Origin of the sequence: Nocardia carnea (assembly GCF_029868855.1) — a bacterium.
Taxonomy (GTDB): Bacteria; Actinomycetota; Actinomycetes; order Mycobacteriales; family Mycobacteriaceae; genus Nocardia; species Nocardia carnea_A.
The window spans coordinates 1-14,899 of sequence record NZ_JARWOV010000290.1 but is presented as its reverse complement, the minus strand read 5'-3'; the positions used below and the strand labels follow the sequence as shown (position 1 = coordinate 14,899).

The window sequence follows — 14,899 nt, the reverse complement described above, 5'->3', positions numbered from 1 at the left end:
CGCCGGTCACCGGCGATCACCACACCGCCGCGTTAGGACACCGCGACCACGGCCGTACCGTGCGGTGCGATATCTCCCGCGGCACCGCCGCCGGGATTCCCGGCGGCGGTGGGCTGGCCCAGCGTATCGAATCTGTTGCTGGGCAACAGATCCGGCGCGTTCTGGCGCAAATGTTCGGAAAAGGATGACAGGGCGTACCCCAGATGGAGACGCAAGGGGTCACCTGCGGTCACTGGCCACCTTTCTGCACGTAGGCACGAACGAAGTCTTCGGCGTTTTCTTCGAGCACATCGTCGATCTCGTCGAGCAGGTCGTCGGTGTCCTCCGCCAGCTTCTCGCGCCGCTCCTGACCGGCGGCGTCTACGCCGTCGACGCCTTCGTCATCGTCGCCGCCCCCGGCGCGTTTGGTCTGCTCTTGTGCCATCGCAGCCGACCTCCTCTGTTTTCCACCGACCGGTGCTCGTACGCACCGGACGAATCGTGAGCAGCCTGGTGTGCTCGTTCTTCAACACTACCCAGCCGGGCCGACACGTAGTCGGATTACACCCCACCTCTGATCGGGAGACCCACCGCACCGGCCCGGCCCGGCGGTCAGGCGGTGAGCTTCTGCACCAGGTCAGCGGCCGTATCGACGCCGTCGAGCAGGTCGCCCACATGCGCTTTCGTCCCACGCCGGGGTTCGAGGGTCGGTATCCGCACGAGCGAATCACCGCCCAGGTCGAAGATCACCGAGTCCCAGCTCGCGGCCGCGATATCGGCACCGAAACGACGCAGGCATTCACCGCGGAAGTAGGCCCGGGTATCGGTGGGCGGCTTGGTCATGGCGTCCAGCACCTGCTGCTCGGTGACCAGCCGCTTCATCGAGCCGCGGGCCACGAGCCGGTTGTACAGACCCTTGTCGAGGCGGACATCGGAGTACTGCAGATCCATCAGATGCAGTTTGGGAGCGGCCCAGCCCAGGCCCTCCCGGCTGCGCATACCCTCCAGCAGGCGCAGTTTGGCCGGCCAGTCGAGCAGGTCGGCGCATTCCATCGGATCGCGTTCGAGCTTGTCCAGAATCATCGACCAGTTGTCGAGGATATCGCGCACGCGCGGGTCGTCGTTGCCCTGTTCCTCGACGAATTTGGCGACACGTTCGTGGTAGAGCCGCTGGATGGCCAGTCCGGTCAGTTCACGGCCGTCGGCCAGCGCGACCTTGGCCCGCAGCGTGGGGTCGTGGCTGATCGTGTGCACGGCGGTGACCGGGCGCGCCAGCTGCATCTCGGAGAGATCCGCGCCTGATTCGATGAGGTCGAGCACCAGTGCGGTGGTGCCGACCTTCAGGTACGTCGACATCTCGGCCAGATTCGCGTCGCCGATGATGACGTGCAGCCGGCGGTATTTGTCGGCGTCGGCATGCGGTTCGTCGCGGGTGTTGATGATGCCCCGTTTGAGAGTGGTCTCCAGGCCGACCTCGACCTCGATGTAGTCCGACCGCTGCGATAGCTGGAAGCCCGCGTTGTCACCGGATTGCCCCAGGCCGACCCGTCCGGATCCGCAGATCACCTGACGCGAGACGAAGAACGGGGTGAGCCCGAGAATAACCGCGTTGAACGGGGTTTCCCGGCTCATCAGATAGTTCTCGTGGGTGCCGTAGGAGGCACCTTTACCGTCGACGTTGTTCTTGTACAACTGCATCCGCGGGGCGCCGGGCACGCTGGAGGCGTGCCGGGCGGCGGCCTCCATCACCCGCTCCCCGGCCTTGTCCCAGATCACCGCGTCCATCGGGTCGGTGACCTCGGGCGCGGAGTATTCGGGGTGGGCGTGGTCGACGTAGAGCCGGGCGCCGTTGGTCAGGATCATATTCGCCGCGCCGACCTCGTCGGCATCGATCACCGGCGCCGGGCCGTTCATCCGGCTCAGATCGAAACCGCGGGCGTCGCGCAGCGGTGATTCCACCTCGTAGTCCCACCGGGTGCGCTTGGCGCGGGGCACCCCCTCGGCCGCGGCGTACGCCAATACCGCCTGGGTAGAGGTGAGGATCGGGTTGGCCGACGGTTCGGTCGGTGTGGAAATCCCGTATTCGACCTCGATACCGATGATGCGCTGCATGCTATCGAGCGTAGGCGACGATTCGCGATCGACAGGCGATCGGCGCCCGGCCCGCTCCGGTGAATCATCCCCCGAGTCGTACTTACGGCGGATGCCGGACCGGCTCGAGGCGCCCATGCTCGGGATATGACCAGTACCGCAGCCGATTCCGCGCCGACCGGGTCATCGCCGCGCCCCACCCGGCTGGTGGCCCTCGATGTACTGCGCGGAATCGCCATCCTCGGCACCCTCGGCACGAATATCTGGATCCTCACCGACCCGGAGGGCATGATCGGCTACCTGAACCGGCTCGTCACGGCCCCGGAGGACGGCTGGATGTGGGCGGAGAAAGTGCTCCAGCAGCTCGCCCAGGGAAAGTTCCTGGGGCTGCTCACGGTGATGTTCGGGATCGGCCTGGCCATCCAGCAGGCCTCGGCACAGCGGGCCGGCCGGGGCTGGCCGGGTGGGTATCCGTGGCGGGCGGCGTTGCTGTTCCTCGACGGTCTGCTCAACTTCCTGCTGATCGCGGAGTTCGACGTGCTGATGGGGTACGCCGTAACCGCCCTGATCGTCGCGTTCCTGCTCGCCCGCAGTCCCCGGGCGCAAGGGCGATGGTTGATCGGCATGTTGTGCCTGCATCTCACGTTGATCGCGCTGTACGCGCTCAGCCTCACCGTGGCCGGGTCCACGGACGGTGCCGACGCCGAACCGCTGTCCCCCAACCCCTACGCCGACGGGTCGTTCTGGGATCTGGTGTTGTTCCGGATCGAGAATGCCGGCCTGTTCCGGGTCGAGCCGATACTGATCCTGCCGCTGTCGATCGCGTTGTTCCTCGTCGGTGCCCGGCTGTTCCACGCGGGCGTATTCGCCTCGGGCGGGGCCTGGTTGCGCCGCCGGCTGTTGATACTCGGATTCGGTATCGCCGCGCCCGCCGACCTGTTGCTCGGAGTGTTCGGCGGCGGTGACTGGGTGCTGGTGGCCCGGTACGCGATCGCACCGCTGGTCTCCCTGGCGCTACTTGCCCTGGTCGCCGAGTTCTACGTACACCGGCCGGCGACCGGGTTCGCCGGCCGGCGGTTGTCGGAGATCGGCCGCGCCGCGCTCAGCTGCTACATCCTGCAGAACCTGGTGGCCGCGATCATCTGTTACGGCTGGGGCTTCGGGTTGGCCGCGCGGTTCGCGCCGGACGCCCGGGTTCCGTTCACCGTCGCCACCTACCTCGTGGTGGTCCTGGTGATCGCGCTGTTCGCCCACTTCTGGTTGCGCCGGTTCGAGCGCGGGCCGGTGGAATGGCTCTGGCATGCCAGTTATCGGCGTATCGCCGGGGCATAGCCGAATACCCTCCCCTATAAATTTTCCCGCCAGGCAATATTGCCCGGTGGGCAAATTTATGGGAAGCTGGATTCATGGCCACCAAACCCGACCCCGGCCTGCGGGAACGAAAGAAGCGCGATACCCGCAAGGCGCTCAGCGATGCGGCGCTGGAGCTGATGTTCGAGCGCGGCATCGACAACGTGGTCCGGGAGGACATCGCCGAACGCGCCGGGGTGTCCGTCCGCACCTTCAACAACTATTTCGCCGGAAAGTTCGAAGCGCTGGCCTACCGGCACATCGAACGTCTGCGTCGCAGCGCCGCCTTACTGCTCACCCGCCCGGCCGGCGAGCCGTTGTGGACCGCGCTCACCGAGGCGCTCGTCGAACCCCTGCGCGAGGACGGGGCCGGGGGTCCGCCCACACCCGCGATGCTCGCCGAAACCCGGAAACTTCGGGCCGCACCCGATATGCAGGCCGCCACGGCCAAAGCGCTCGGCGACGAGCTGATAGTCGCGATCGCCCGGCGCACGGGTACCGAACCCACCGACCTGTACCCGAAACTGGTCGCGGCCGTCGTCAATGCCGCCTACCTCGTCGCGCTCGACACCTACTCCCATTCCGACCCCCCGACCCCGGTCACGACCATCCTGCGCGAAGTCCTGGCGGAACTGTCCCACGGACTCCCGGCACCGGCCGACTGACCGTCCCGGTGCCAACCGCGCCGGTACCGCACCCACCGATCTGCACACAGCTCTGAGGCGACCGGCCTCGACGCCGCCCGGTCGCGCTCGATACCGATTGCGTTCCGGCCCCGCCCACACCGGTCACGACCTGACCGCCGGCCGTCCCACCCACCTTCACTCGGCTCCCCCTCCGCGGGACAACGCGCCGCCGGGCTCTGCGACCGGACCTCTACCAGCTGAAGTGGGTCCGTCCGCCGTAGTCGGCAGCGCCCACCCGTCCGCCGCCCGCACCACCACACACCCCACTCACCTGCACTCACCCACCTCGCCTACGGGCTGTGGGTCGTCCCCGGCTGCCCGCAATTCGGCGCTCACACCGAGCGGCCGAAACCCGAACCGACAAGGAAGTCCGCCCATGTCCGACAACCGAATCCACGAAACCGAGCACGACGTGCTCATCGCCGGCGCCGGGCCGAACGGGCTCATGCTGGCCTGTGAACTCGCCCTCGGCGGGATCCGCCCGGTCGTTCTCGACCCGCTGCCCGGACCGAGCGATGAACCCAAGGCCAATGGGCTCGTCGGCCAGGTGGTGCGGCTACTCGATATGCGCGGGCTGTATCCGGGTTTCGCGGCGGAACTCGCGCGTCTCGGCTTTCCCGCGGAGCCCGGCACTCCAGAGCCCGCACCGCGCTATATCTTCGCCGGAATGGCGCTGGAACTCGCGCAGGTACCGGACAATCCGCTCTACGGCCTGCCCGTTCCGCAGCCGGTTCTGGTACGGCTGCTGGCCGACCGCGCCCGTGAACTCGGTGCCGATATCCGCTGGGGGCACGGCCTCGACGATTTCACCGAATCGGACGAGGCGATCACCGCGACGATAACCCGCTCCGGCGGTAGTTACCGGACCACCGCCCGGATCATGGTCGCGGCGGACGGGGGTCGCAGCCCGGTCCGCAAGAAGCTCGGGATCGGTTTCTCCGGGGTCACCGCCGGCAGCCATATCGGCCGGCTCGGCCACGCCGAGATCCCGGCCGAACTCCGTACCGGCGACGGGGGGCTCGAGATCCCCGGCGCCGGGTACTTCCATTTCGGGCACAACAGGCTCGAAAGCGGCGGTATGTTCGTCTTCGCCGAATTGATCCCCGGTAAACCGCTGGTGAGCGTGCATGAGTACAACGCCGAGCCGGTCGCGCCGGGTACGCCGATGACCTTCGACGAGTTGCGGGACAGCGTTCGCCGCGTCCTCGGCGCGGATCTGCCGATGCAGCCGCCGTCGGGGCCGGGACCACACGCGCTGCGGCGCATCGTCGACCAGAACACCCGCCTGGCCGATCACTACCGGAAAGGCCGAGTGCTGCTGCTCGGGGACGCGGCCCATGTCCATTCGGCCACCGGCGGCCCCGGGCTCAACCTGGGTTTGCAGGATGCCGTCAATCTGGGCTGGAAACTGGCCGCGCACCTGCGCGGGACGGCACCGCAGGGGTTGCTCGACACCTACGAGAGCGAACGGCGGCCGGTCGCCGAACGTGTCATCCTGCACAGCCTCTCGCAGACCGCGTTGCTGGCGCCCGGCCCGGAAGTGACCGCGCTACGCGAACTGTTCGCCGAGCTGCTCGGAATCCCCCAGGTCGCCGGACATATCGCGCATCTGCTCGCCGGTTCCGATGTGCGCTACGACGTGGGCGGCACTCACCCGCTCGCGGGGCGCCTGGTGCCCGATCTCGTCCTGGAGACCGCCGACGGCACACAGCGGGTCGCCGATCTGCTGCACAACGCCCGCCCGCTGCTGCTGGATCTCGGGGCCGGAGTAGCCGGGACTACGGGCGACCGCGACGGCCTCGAGGTCGTCACTGCCACCGGTTCCGATACCGGCGCGACCGCCCTGCTGATCCGGCCCGACGGCTATATCGCCTGGGCAACAGACGATTCCACCGACGCAGGCCTGCGGGCGGCCCTCGAACGCTGGCTCGGCCCGACGCAGCCGGCGCCCGCGGGCATCGGTTGACAACGCTGCCCCTTCACCGGGTGGCGCGGCTCGCATTCGGCCCGCCGAGGTGAATTCGCGCACGCGGGGCGGCTGCCGAGTTGTCCGACACACTGCGGCGTTCCGGCTGTACTTGCCGTCCGGCTGCCACGATGATCCTGATCGGACACCGGCCGGGCCGCATATCCCGCGGACGGTCGCCCTGATCCGGAGGGAGTACGGGATGCAGCCGAACGGCACCGCAGGCGAATCCGATACCGGCACCACCGGCGCGGCGCGGGCGAGTACCGGCCCGACCCGGCGCCGTACCGCGTTGCGGGCATGGCTGGGTCCCGTTCTGGTGATCACCGCGCTGATGGCGCTGCTGTCGACCATGTATCTGGGGTATGTGATCGACCCGGAGAAAAACCTGCACGAGTTCCCGATCGCGCTGGTGAACCAGGACGACGGCGAAATCCGAGACGGCACACCGGTCAATATCGGTGACCAGATCACCGGCGCGCTCACCGAGCAGGTCCCGGCGGACAAGATCGATCTGCGGGTGACCGGTATCGCGGAGGCCCAGCGACTGCTCGGCAACGGCGAGGTCTACGGCGCGATCGTGCTGCCCAGTGATCTGTCGAAGCGCTTGTCCATACTCGGCGCCGGCTCGGTGGTCCCCGGGGATATCGACCGACCCGTGATCACGGTGATCACCAATCCCCGCACCGGCACCTACGCCACCCAGATCCTGCGGATCGTGACAGATGAAGCCCTTGCGCAGGTCGATGCCGAGGTCGGTAAGCAACTCACCGCGACCGTCGAAGCCGAACTGGGCTCCGCGCCCGCCGGCGGCACCGAACTCAGCGGCGCCGCCCGGATCGTGCTGGCCGATCCGATCGACGTGATCACCGAGCCCTACCGACCGCTGCCGGACGGCACCGGTCAGGGGTTGTCGGCCTTCTTCTACACGTTGCTGGTGGTCCTGGCCGGGTTCACCGGGGCCATGATCGTGCACACGATGGTCGATTCGGCACTCGGTTTCATCCCCGCCGAGTACGGTCCTTGGTTCGTCCACCATCCCACCGCGCCGCACTCGCGGCTGCGCACGCTGTTGCTGAAATGGGGGGTGATCGCGGTGACCGCGCCGATTGTCTCCGGTGTCTTCCTCGGCATCGGGAAACTGCTGGATATGCCGATCACCCACGGCCCGGCGCTGTTCCTGTTCAGCACCCTGGCGATCGTGGCGGTCGGGGTGACCGCGCTGTCGATCCTGGCGACGTTCGGCTCGGCCGGACTGCTGATCAATCTGGTGCTGTTCATCGTCCTGGGCCTACCCTCCGCCGGGGCCACCATCCCACTGGAGGCGACGCCGCGATACATGGCGTGGCTGGCGGCCTTCGAGCCGATGCACCAGATCTATCTCGGTGTCCGGGCGATTCTGTACTTCGACCTCGGCAGCGGACTGGCGCGCGGAGTCTGGATGAGCCTGGCCGGGCTGGCCATAGGTCTCGTCCTGGGCGCGGTCACCACCTTCGTCTACGACCGGAACGGTCTCGAACGGCGCAGCCGCTGAGCGGCTCGGTGTCACAGCCGCTGAGCGGCTCGGTGTCACCACGCTGAGCGGGCTGCCGCGCGACACTGCGCAATATCGGTCAAGCGGATCGGTGAGCCGACCCGACAGACTCTATCCGTGACCACCCGACGTGACCGACTCCGCGAACTCCTGGATGCCGTTCTCGACGAGGACAACACGACCCTCGGCCGGATGGCGGCGGATGTCTACTCCTCGCCGTTCCATTTCGCCCGGCAGTTCAGCCGGGGCACCGGTGAATCACCGGTGAGCCTGCGGCGTCGCGTACTCCTGGAACGTGCCTGCTGGCAACTCGGTGCGGGCGCCACGGTGACCGAGGTGGCCTTCGCCGCCGGATACGACACAGTGGAGGGGTTCAGCCGGGCGTTCACCCGCGCATTCGGTCATCCACCGAGCGCGACCCCGCCGCCGACCGGCCGGGTACCCCGATGGCTACCCGCGGCGAACGGCATCCATTTCCATCCCCCCATGTCGCTGTGGGTCGAAGGGGAACCGAAGGGACGTTCCGATATGGACCCGACCGCGCTGCTGCTGCATCACGATCTCGACGACACCCGGCTGCTGCTGAAAGCGGCGACGGGGCTGAGCGAGGAACAGTATCGGCGTCCCCGCGTGGGAGCGGCGACCGTGCTGCCGTGGGACGGTCCGGAGGAATCGATCGCCGCCGTACTGGACCATCTGATCAGGACCAAAGAGTTGTGGCTGGCCTCGATCGACGGCGCCGATACGCCCGACCACGGCGGCGACGATATCCCCGCGCTGCTGGCCCGCCTCGACGATGTGGGACCGCGCTGGCTGGGCGCGGTCCGCGAGATCGATCGGCGCGGCGGCTGGGGTGACACCCTGATCGACGCCCTGTGCGACCCGCCGGAGAGCTTCGTCCTCGGCAGCGTGATCGCCCATGTGCTCACCTACTCCGCGTATCGCCGCCAGCAGGCGCGGTACTGGATACAGGGGGACGCCCCGGATGACGACACCGTCGGCTGGGGCGATCCGATCGAATGGCTACGAAAGCGAGACTGAGTTGACCACCCCGCATACCTCTCCACGCACCGTCTACAACACGGCGACCGGTCTGGACGGTTATATCGCCACACCGGATCATTCGCTGGACTGGCTGCTGTCCCGCGAATCCGACGAAAACGGGCCCATGGGTTTCCCCGCGTTCCTGGCCGGAGTGGGCGCGATCGTCATGGGCGCCAACACCTACCAGTGGATACTCGACAACGAGGGCGCACAGCCCTGGCCCTACGAAGTGCCGTCCTGGGTGTGCACCCATCGCGACTTCCCGCGGCGCACCGATGCCGATATCCGTTTCACCCGTGCGGAGATACCCGAACTGCACAAGGAGATGACCGCTGTGGCAGCCGGCAAAAACCTGTGGATCGTCGGCGGCGGCGAACTGGCGGGCACATTCGCCGACCACGGCCTGCTGGACGAGATCATCGTCTCCATTGCCCCGGTGACGCTGGGCGCCGGGGCCCCACTGCTGCCGCGTGAACTGGAACTGCGGGTGTCCGAGGTAGCGGCAAACGGCGAATTCGCCTGCCTACGTTACGAAGTGGTACATGAACAGCGGTGACCGAAGCGCCGGGCACACCGGCGGGGATTCGTCGGGGCCGCCCGGCACTACCCGGAAGACACCGAAGCTGTCCAGGAGGCGAAGGCCCGCGGATTGCGGGTTTGCAGCAGTACCCGACCGGGGCCGGTGAAATCGAAAACCAGCCCCTCCCCCGATTTGAGCGATTGCAGGGATCGCCCGGAAACCGCCCGGCGGATGGTGAACTGCATCGCCAGATCGTAGGCCACCACATGCCCGGTATCGATGCTGACCTGCTCACCGGGTGCCAGGTCGAAGACGTCGATGGCGCCGAAAACCCCGACCACCACGTCCCCCTGCCCCTCCGCGCGGAGGCCGAAGCCGCCCTCGCCGCCGAAGAGATTCGCGAAACCGCCCCACTGGCTCTCGACCCGCACCCCGGCCGAATGCGCGATCCAGCCGCCTCGGCTGATGAAATACGGCCGGTCCGGTGCGATCGGCAGCGCGAGCATGTCACCGGGCAGCGAGGGCGCCACATCCACCCAGCCGCCGCTCGCGGGCGCGGTGAAAGTCGAGACGAAGAACGACTCGCCCGAGAGCATCGAACGTTTGAGCCCGGCCAGGATGCCGCCCTCGGCCTTGGCTTCCAATGTCACTCCGGCCGAATGCGCCACCATGGCGCCGCTTTCCACCCGAACCGGTTCCCCGCCCGCCAGCACACAACGCGCCACGGTGGACGAGGGGTTGTGCCGCAGTTCAACTTTCATGAGCCGACACTACCGCCACCGTGCGACACCGGCCGATATCCGGTACGCGACCACCCGAGTGGCCACATACCGCGTACGCCGAGGTCCACGCACGATCCGGCGGACGCTCAGGGGACGATCACCTCTGGCTCCGGCCGCACTCCTGCTCAGGAACAGATCTGTGTTACCCCCCAGCAAACAGGTGGGATCTCAATCCAGCAATCGCAGGGCATCCTCGTCGCGGGCCACGACCGCACGCCCACCGGCCGTGAACACGATCGGACGCTGGATCAACCGGGGGTGTTCGGCGAGTGCGGAGATCCAGCGCTCCCGATCGGCGGCCGTCCGCCCCCAGCCGGACATACCGAGTTCCTCGGCAATGTCCTCCCCGGTGCGGGTGATCTCCCAGGGCTCGGCGCCGAGCCGGTCCAGGACGGCCCGTAACTCCTCGGCGCTGGGCGGATCGTCCAGGTACCGGCGGACCGAATAGGCGGCGCCGGCCGCATCCAGATGTGCCAGCGCTGCCCGGCTCTTGGTGCAGCGGGGATTGTGCCAGATCTCGGTTTCCGGAGTACTCATACCGCGAGCGTAACCGCGGCGTACCGCCGCGGAGAAGGACGATCACATATGCATCCACTCGGGCCATACACGCGACCATGTGGCCCGCGGCTCCGCGCATTTCCACACCACCACGTCCCTGGTGTTGTCGAGAAAACCGAGCCGGGTATCGACGCGGCCCAGCGGCTCGAGCACGGCGAACTGCGCCCGCAGCCGGTCGGTATCCCCGCCCACGCAGACCATGGTGGTGACGGTGTCGGGCGGCATACCGAAGTAGCCGAACCCGCGGGCCGGGCTGTAGACGGGCGGTAGCCGGTCGCCCGCCAGCTGGTCCAGCGCTCCCGCCTGCCAGTAGCTGCCGGTGATCACGGCGGACTGCGCACGTTCCCGAGGGGGCAGTGATTCGTAGGCCGCGACGACGCCGGCGGCCAGTTCCGGCCAGCCGAACTCGCCGTAGAGGCTGATCTGCATCGCGGCCTCGGCGTCGTTCTCCGGTGCCGGGATGTCTTCTGCGGACTGCCACGGCGTGGATCCCAGAACCACCAGCACCGATACCGTGGTCAGCACTGCCCCGGACCCGGTGAGCAGGCGGCGGCGCAGCCGCGACGACGATCGGCGTAGGGTCTCCGACGCCGCCACCGCGCCCGCGGCGAATATCGCGGCGTACATTCCGGCCACGTAATAGATCCGCCCCCCGGTGACCAGGAAGAACACCGTCAGCAGCACCGTGGTGAGCCCCAGGAAGCGGTACGGCCGCAAGACCGGTTGCCGCAGCAGGGCCCAGACCCCGTAGCACAGCAGGACCGCGCCGAGCACACCCGCGATGAGCACCGCCAAGGGAACGAACGCCACCACACCGCCGGTGGCCTGCTGCTCCCGGCGCACCGCGGCGGTCAGGGCGAGCTGCGGCCATCCGTGCTCGGCCTGCCACCACAGTGCGGGAGCAGAAGTGAGCACAACGACGAAACCGCCGAGCCACAGCAGCGGGCGCCGGAGCAGATCACGGGGCCCGACAACCAGCACACTGACGACCACTGCCAGCCAAAAGAACGGAACAAGCCATTTGACCTGCATATCGACGGCTGTCACCGCCGCCGCGGCGAGCAACAGACCGTCGCGGCGGGTCCGCACCCAGCGCACGACCAGCCAGGTGATCAGCACCCACAGGGCGGTGTCGATGGCGTTGGTGGACAGGTTCTCCGCTTGTAACAGCAGAAAGGGCGAGGTGGCATAGGCCGCGGCGGTGAGAAGCTGCGCGGCACGGCCTCCACCGATTTCACGCGCGATCTGCGCACTCACCACCACCGCGGCGACGGTCAGCACGATGGCCGGCAGCCGCAACGCCACGAGGGAACCGGGCGCCAGGCTGTCCATCGTCCACGCGAGCAGGGGCAGAACCGGTCCCTGGTCGGCATACCCGAAGGACAATCGCCGCCCGGCCGCCAGGAAGTACAGTTCGTCGCCGAAATAGCCGTAGCGGGTCGCCGAGAACAACAGAACGAGCGCCGATACGGCGGCCACGCCGAGCACCGGTGCCGTGGCGAATGCGGGCAGGGCCGAGGTCTCGCGACGGGGCGGGTCTGCGATTCGGATGGTGGTCACGGGATCTCCTGAGGGGTGAACCTGGCCAATGGACCATATCCGTGCCCGACTCCGCTGCCGTCCACCTTCCGGACGATTCGGGGTTGTGTATCAGGAGTGGCGATATCCACCCGCAGGACGATCGGCCGAGGTACCGGAGCGATCGGACCGCCCATGAATCAGGGCCGCGCCCCCGAGGGAGCGCGGCCCTGACAGCAGTGCCTCTACAGGTACTGGCCGGTGTTGGATTCGGTATCGATCGCGCGGCTGGCGCTGGCGTTCTTACCGGTCACCAGCGTGCGGATGTAGACGATCCGCTCACCCTTCTTACCCGAGATACGGGCCCAGTCATCGGGATTCGTGGTGTTGGGCAGGTCCTCGTTCTCCGAGAACTCGTCCACGATCGAATCGTAGAGATGCTGGATCCGCAGACCCGGATTTCCGGTGTCCAGAACCGCTTTGATGGCGTACTTCTTGGACCGGTCCACGATGTTCTGGATCATGGCGCCGGAGTTGAAGTCCTTGAAGTACAGGACCTCCTTGTCACCGTTGGCGTAGGTGACCTCCAGGAAGCGGTTGTCCTCGCTTTCGGCGTACATCCGGTCCACCACCCGCTCGATCATCGCGCGGATGCAGGCCACCTTGTCACCGTTGAACTCCGCCAGATCGTCGGCGTGCAGCGGCAGATGCTCGGTGAGGTACTTCGAGAAGATGTCCTGCGCGGATTCGGCGTCCGGACGCTCGATCTTGATCTTCACGTCCAGACGACCGGGCCGCAGGATCGCGGGGTCGATCATGTCCTCGCGGTTGGAGGCGCCGATGACGATGACGTTCTCCAGCCCTTCCACACCGTCGATCTCGCTGAGCAACTGCGGCACCACGGTGGTCTCCACATCGGAGGAGACACCGGATCCGCGGGTGCGGAAGATCGAGTCCATCTCGTCGAAGAACACGATCACCGGGGTGCCCTCGGACGCCTTCTCGCGGGCCCGCTGGAAGATGATCCGGATATGGCGCTCGGTTTCACCCACGAACTTGTTCAGCAGTTCGGGACCCTTGATGTTCAGGAAGTAGGACTTCGCCTCCTTGGCATCCTCGCCTCGCGCCTCGGCGATCTTCTTGGCCAGCGAGTTGGCCACCGCCTTGGCGATCAGCGTCTTACCGCAGCCCGGCGGGCCGTAGAGCAGGACACCCTTGGGCGGGCGCAGCGCGTACTCGCGGAACAGGTCCTTGTGCAGGAACGGCAGCTCCACGGCATCGCGGATCTGCTCGATCTGCCGGCCGAGGCCACCGATATCGTTGTAACCGACATCGGGCACCTCTTCGAGGACGAGATCCTCGACCTCGGCCTTGGGGATGCGCTCGAACGCGAACCCGGCCTTGGTATCGACCAGCAGGGAATCCCCCGGCCGCAGTTTGCGGATCGGGGAATCCGGATCCTCCAGATCGTCGGCGTCGGCGAGTTTGGACAGCGGACCGGACAGCCAGACCACCCGCTCCTCGTCGGCATGCCCGACGACCAGAGCGCGGCGGCCCCCGTCGAGGACTTCGCGCAGGGTGCCGATCTCACCGATGGAATCGAACGTGCCCGCCTCCACGACCGTCAGTGCCTCGTTCAGCCGGACTGTCTGGCCGTAGGCGAGGGTGGACGTATCGATGTTCGGCGAGCAAGTCAGGCGCATCTTGCGGCCGGAGGTGAACACGTCGACGGTCTGATCCTCGTAGACACCGATCAGAATCCCGTAACCGCTGGGGGGCTGACCGAGCCGGTCGACCTCCTCACGCAACGCGACGAGTTGCTGCCGCGCTTCCTTCAGGGTATCCATCAACTTGGTGTTGCGAATGGTCAGCGAATCGATACGGGCTTCCAATTCCCGTGAGCGATCCGGTGAGTCGGCGAGTTGCCTCCGGAGTGCAGCCGCTTCGGCGCGTACTGCCTCGAGTTCTCTCCAGGCCGCCGAATCCGAATTCTCGATGGGGCTCATGTGCTGCTCCTCCCAGTCCCGGTCTATCAACGCTACCGGGCGCGACCCGTTTGCGCTGTCCGACATGATTTCGTGGTGATCACATCTGGCCCGCGACCATCATGCTGGTCAGACCATGTTAGCCTGCCCTAACCCTCGATCGGTGGGGTTCCCCACCGACTAGCCGAAAGGTTGCCAGCTATGCACCTTCCCGCACGGACCCTCCGGCTGTCCCGCGTAGCGGTGGCGACGGCCGCGGCCGGCGCACTGGCGCTGGGACTGACCGCTTGCGGATCCGACGACGACACCGGCGCCGCCGCAACCTCCAGCGTCGCGGCCACCACCAGTGCGCCGGCGCATGACCACGGCGACGATCACGAGCACGGCGATTCCGCGGCCGCACCCACCGCGCAGAGCCTACAGTCCGTCCTCGAACAGATCACAAATCCGGACGTCACCGTGGACCAGAAGGTGAACCTGATCGTCGACGGCGAGAACCGGCGCGGCCAGCTGGAACAGCTCAACGCCGCCCTGCAGAACTACCGCGGGCTCACGTACACGGTCGCCGACATCACTGTGGAGGGCGATACCGCCACCGGCCAGACCACCATCACCAGCCCGCGGGGCGGCAGCGCACCGCCGGCGCCGGTCACCTGGCAGGAGGAAGACGGCGCCTGGAAACTGTCCGACGACGGGGCCTGCCTGCTGCTCGGCTTCGCGCAGATTCCCTGCGCACCGGCGTAACTGCTCGAGCGACCGGGGGGGGGGGGGGGGGGGGGGGGGGGCCCCCCCCCCCCCCCCGCGGGGGGCGCCCCCCCCCCCCCCCCCCCGCCCCGCGGGCCGCGCGCCGCGCGCGGCGGGGGGCCGGGCCGCCGCCGCCCCCCGC

At 67.6% G+C, this 14,899-nt stretch carries 14 protein-coding genes; 8 read left to right on the top strand and 6 right to left on the bottom strand.

Annotated features, from left to right (window positions below):
• The coding region (locus QH195_RS35310; RefSeq protein ID WP_432278862.1) for a hypothetical protein at positions 1 to 188 on the top strand (188 nt) is incomplete at its 5' end.
• A gap of 41 nt (positions 189 to 229) precedes the next feature.
• Here the strand turns inward: QH195_RS35310 and QH195_RS30105 are convergent.
• Both QH195_RS30105 and dop read right to left on the bottom strand, forming a co-directional pair.
• Positions 230 to 424 (bottom strand): ubiquitin-like protein Pup, encoded by a 195-nt coding sequence (locus tag QH195_RS30105; RefSeq protein ID WP_030521323.1) that lies wholly within the window; start codon positions 422 to 424, stop codon positions 230 to 232.
• 167 nt (positions 425 to 591) lie between these two features.
• Entirely contained in the window at positions 592 to 2,091 is a 1,500-nt protein-coding gene (gene dop, locus QH195_RS30100; protein WP_280424629.1) for a depupylase/deamidase Dop, read from the bottom strand.
• Positions 2,092 to 2,217: 126 nt separating this feature from the next.
• Between dop and QH195_RS30095 the strand changes: the two genes are divergently transcribed.
• The 6 genes from QH195_RS30095 (at position 2,218) to QH195_RS30070 (ending at position 9,206) form a co-directional block, all read left to right on the top strand.
• Positions 2,218 to 3,402, top strand: coding sequence for a DUF418 domain-containing protein (locus tag QH195_RS30095; RefSeq protein WP_280437865.1), 1,185 nt, complete (start codon positions 2,218 to 2,220; stop codon positions 3,400 to 3,402).
• A 74-nt stretch (positions 3,403 to 3,476) separates the two neighbouring features.
• The gene (locus QH195_RS30090; RefSeq protein ID WP_280437864.1) at positions 3,477 to 4,085 is read left to right on the top strand and encodes a TetR/AcrR family transcriptional regulator; all 609 of its coding nucleotides are present in this window, start codon (positions 3,477 to 3,479) and stop codon (positions 4,083 to 4,085) included.
• Between the two features lie 397 nt (positions 4,086 to 4,482).
• Entirely contained in the window at positions 4,483 to 6,072 is a 1,590-nt protein-coding gene (locus QH195_RS30085; protein WP_280437863.1) for an FAD-dependent monooxygenase, read from the top strand.
• 202 nt (positions 6,073 to 6,274) lie between these two features.
• The gene (locus QH195_RS30080; protein ID WP_280437862.1) at positions 6,275 to 7,606 is read left to right on the top strand and encodes a YhgE/Pip domain-containing protein; all 1,332 of its coding nucleotides are present in this window, start codon (positions 6,275 to 6,277) and stop codon (positions 7,604 to 7,606) included.
• 117 nt (positions 7,607 to 7,723) lie between these two features.
• Positions 7,724 to 8,647: a helix-turn-helix domain-containing protein gene (locus QH195_RS30075; protein WP_280437861.1), complete on the top strand. Its 924-nt coding sequence runs from the start codon at positions 7,724 to 7,726 to the stop codon at positions 8,645 to 8,647.
• 1 nt (position 8,648) lies between these two features.
• A complete protein-coding gene (locus tag QH195_RS30070) occupies positions 8,649 to 9,206 on the top strand; it encodes a dihydrofolate reductase family protein (protein ID WP_280424623.1) in 558 nt (185 codons plus the stop codon).
• Positions 9,207 to 9,253: 47 nt separating this feature from the next.
• Here the strand turns inward: QH195_RS30070 and QH195_RS30065 are convergent, their stop codons facing one another.
• The 4 genes from QH195_RS30065 to arc form a co-directional block, all read right to left on the bottom strand.
• The gene (locus QH195_RS30065; RefSeq protein WP_280424622.1) at positions 9,254 to 9,931 is read right to left on the bottom strand and encodes a TIGR00266 family protein; all 678 of its coding nucleotides are present in this window, start codon (positions 9,929 to 9,931) and stop codon (positions 9,254 to 9,256) included.
• A gap of 189 nt (positions 9,932 to 10,120) precedes the next feature.
• Entirely contained in the window at positions 10,121 to 10,489 is a 369-nt protein-coding gene (locus tag QH195_RS30060) for an arsenate reductase family protein (RefSeq protein ID WP_280424621.1), read from the bottom strand.
• Positions 10,490 to 10,531: 42 nt separating this feature from the next.
• Positions 10,532 to 12,070 carry a glycosyltransferase family 39 protein gene (locus QH195_RS30055; protein WP_280437860.1) on the bottom strand — a complete coding sequence of 513 codons (1,539 nt, stop codon included), beginning with the start codon at positions 12,068 to 12,070 and terminating at the stop codon, positions 10,532 to 10,534.
• Positions 12,071 to 12,273: 203 nt separating this feature from the next.
• Entirely contained in the window at positions 12,274 to 14,034 is a 1,761-nt protein-coding gene (gene arc / locus QH195_RS30050; RefSeq protein WP_280424619.1) for a proteasome ATPase, read from the bottom strand.
• A 180-nt stretch (positions 14,035 to 14,214) separates the two neighbouring features.
• Between arc and QH195_RS30045 the strand changes: the two genes are divergently transcribed.
• Positions 14,215 to 14,757 carry a nuclear transport factor 2 family protein gene (locus QH195_RS30045; protein ID WP_280437859.1) on the top strand — a complete coding sequence of 181 codons (543 nt, stop codon included), beginning with the start codon at positions 14,215 to 14,217 and terminating at the stop codon, positions 14,755 to 14,757.
• Positions 14,758 to 14,899 lie beyond the last annotated feature (142 nt).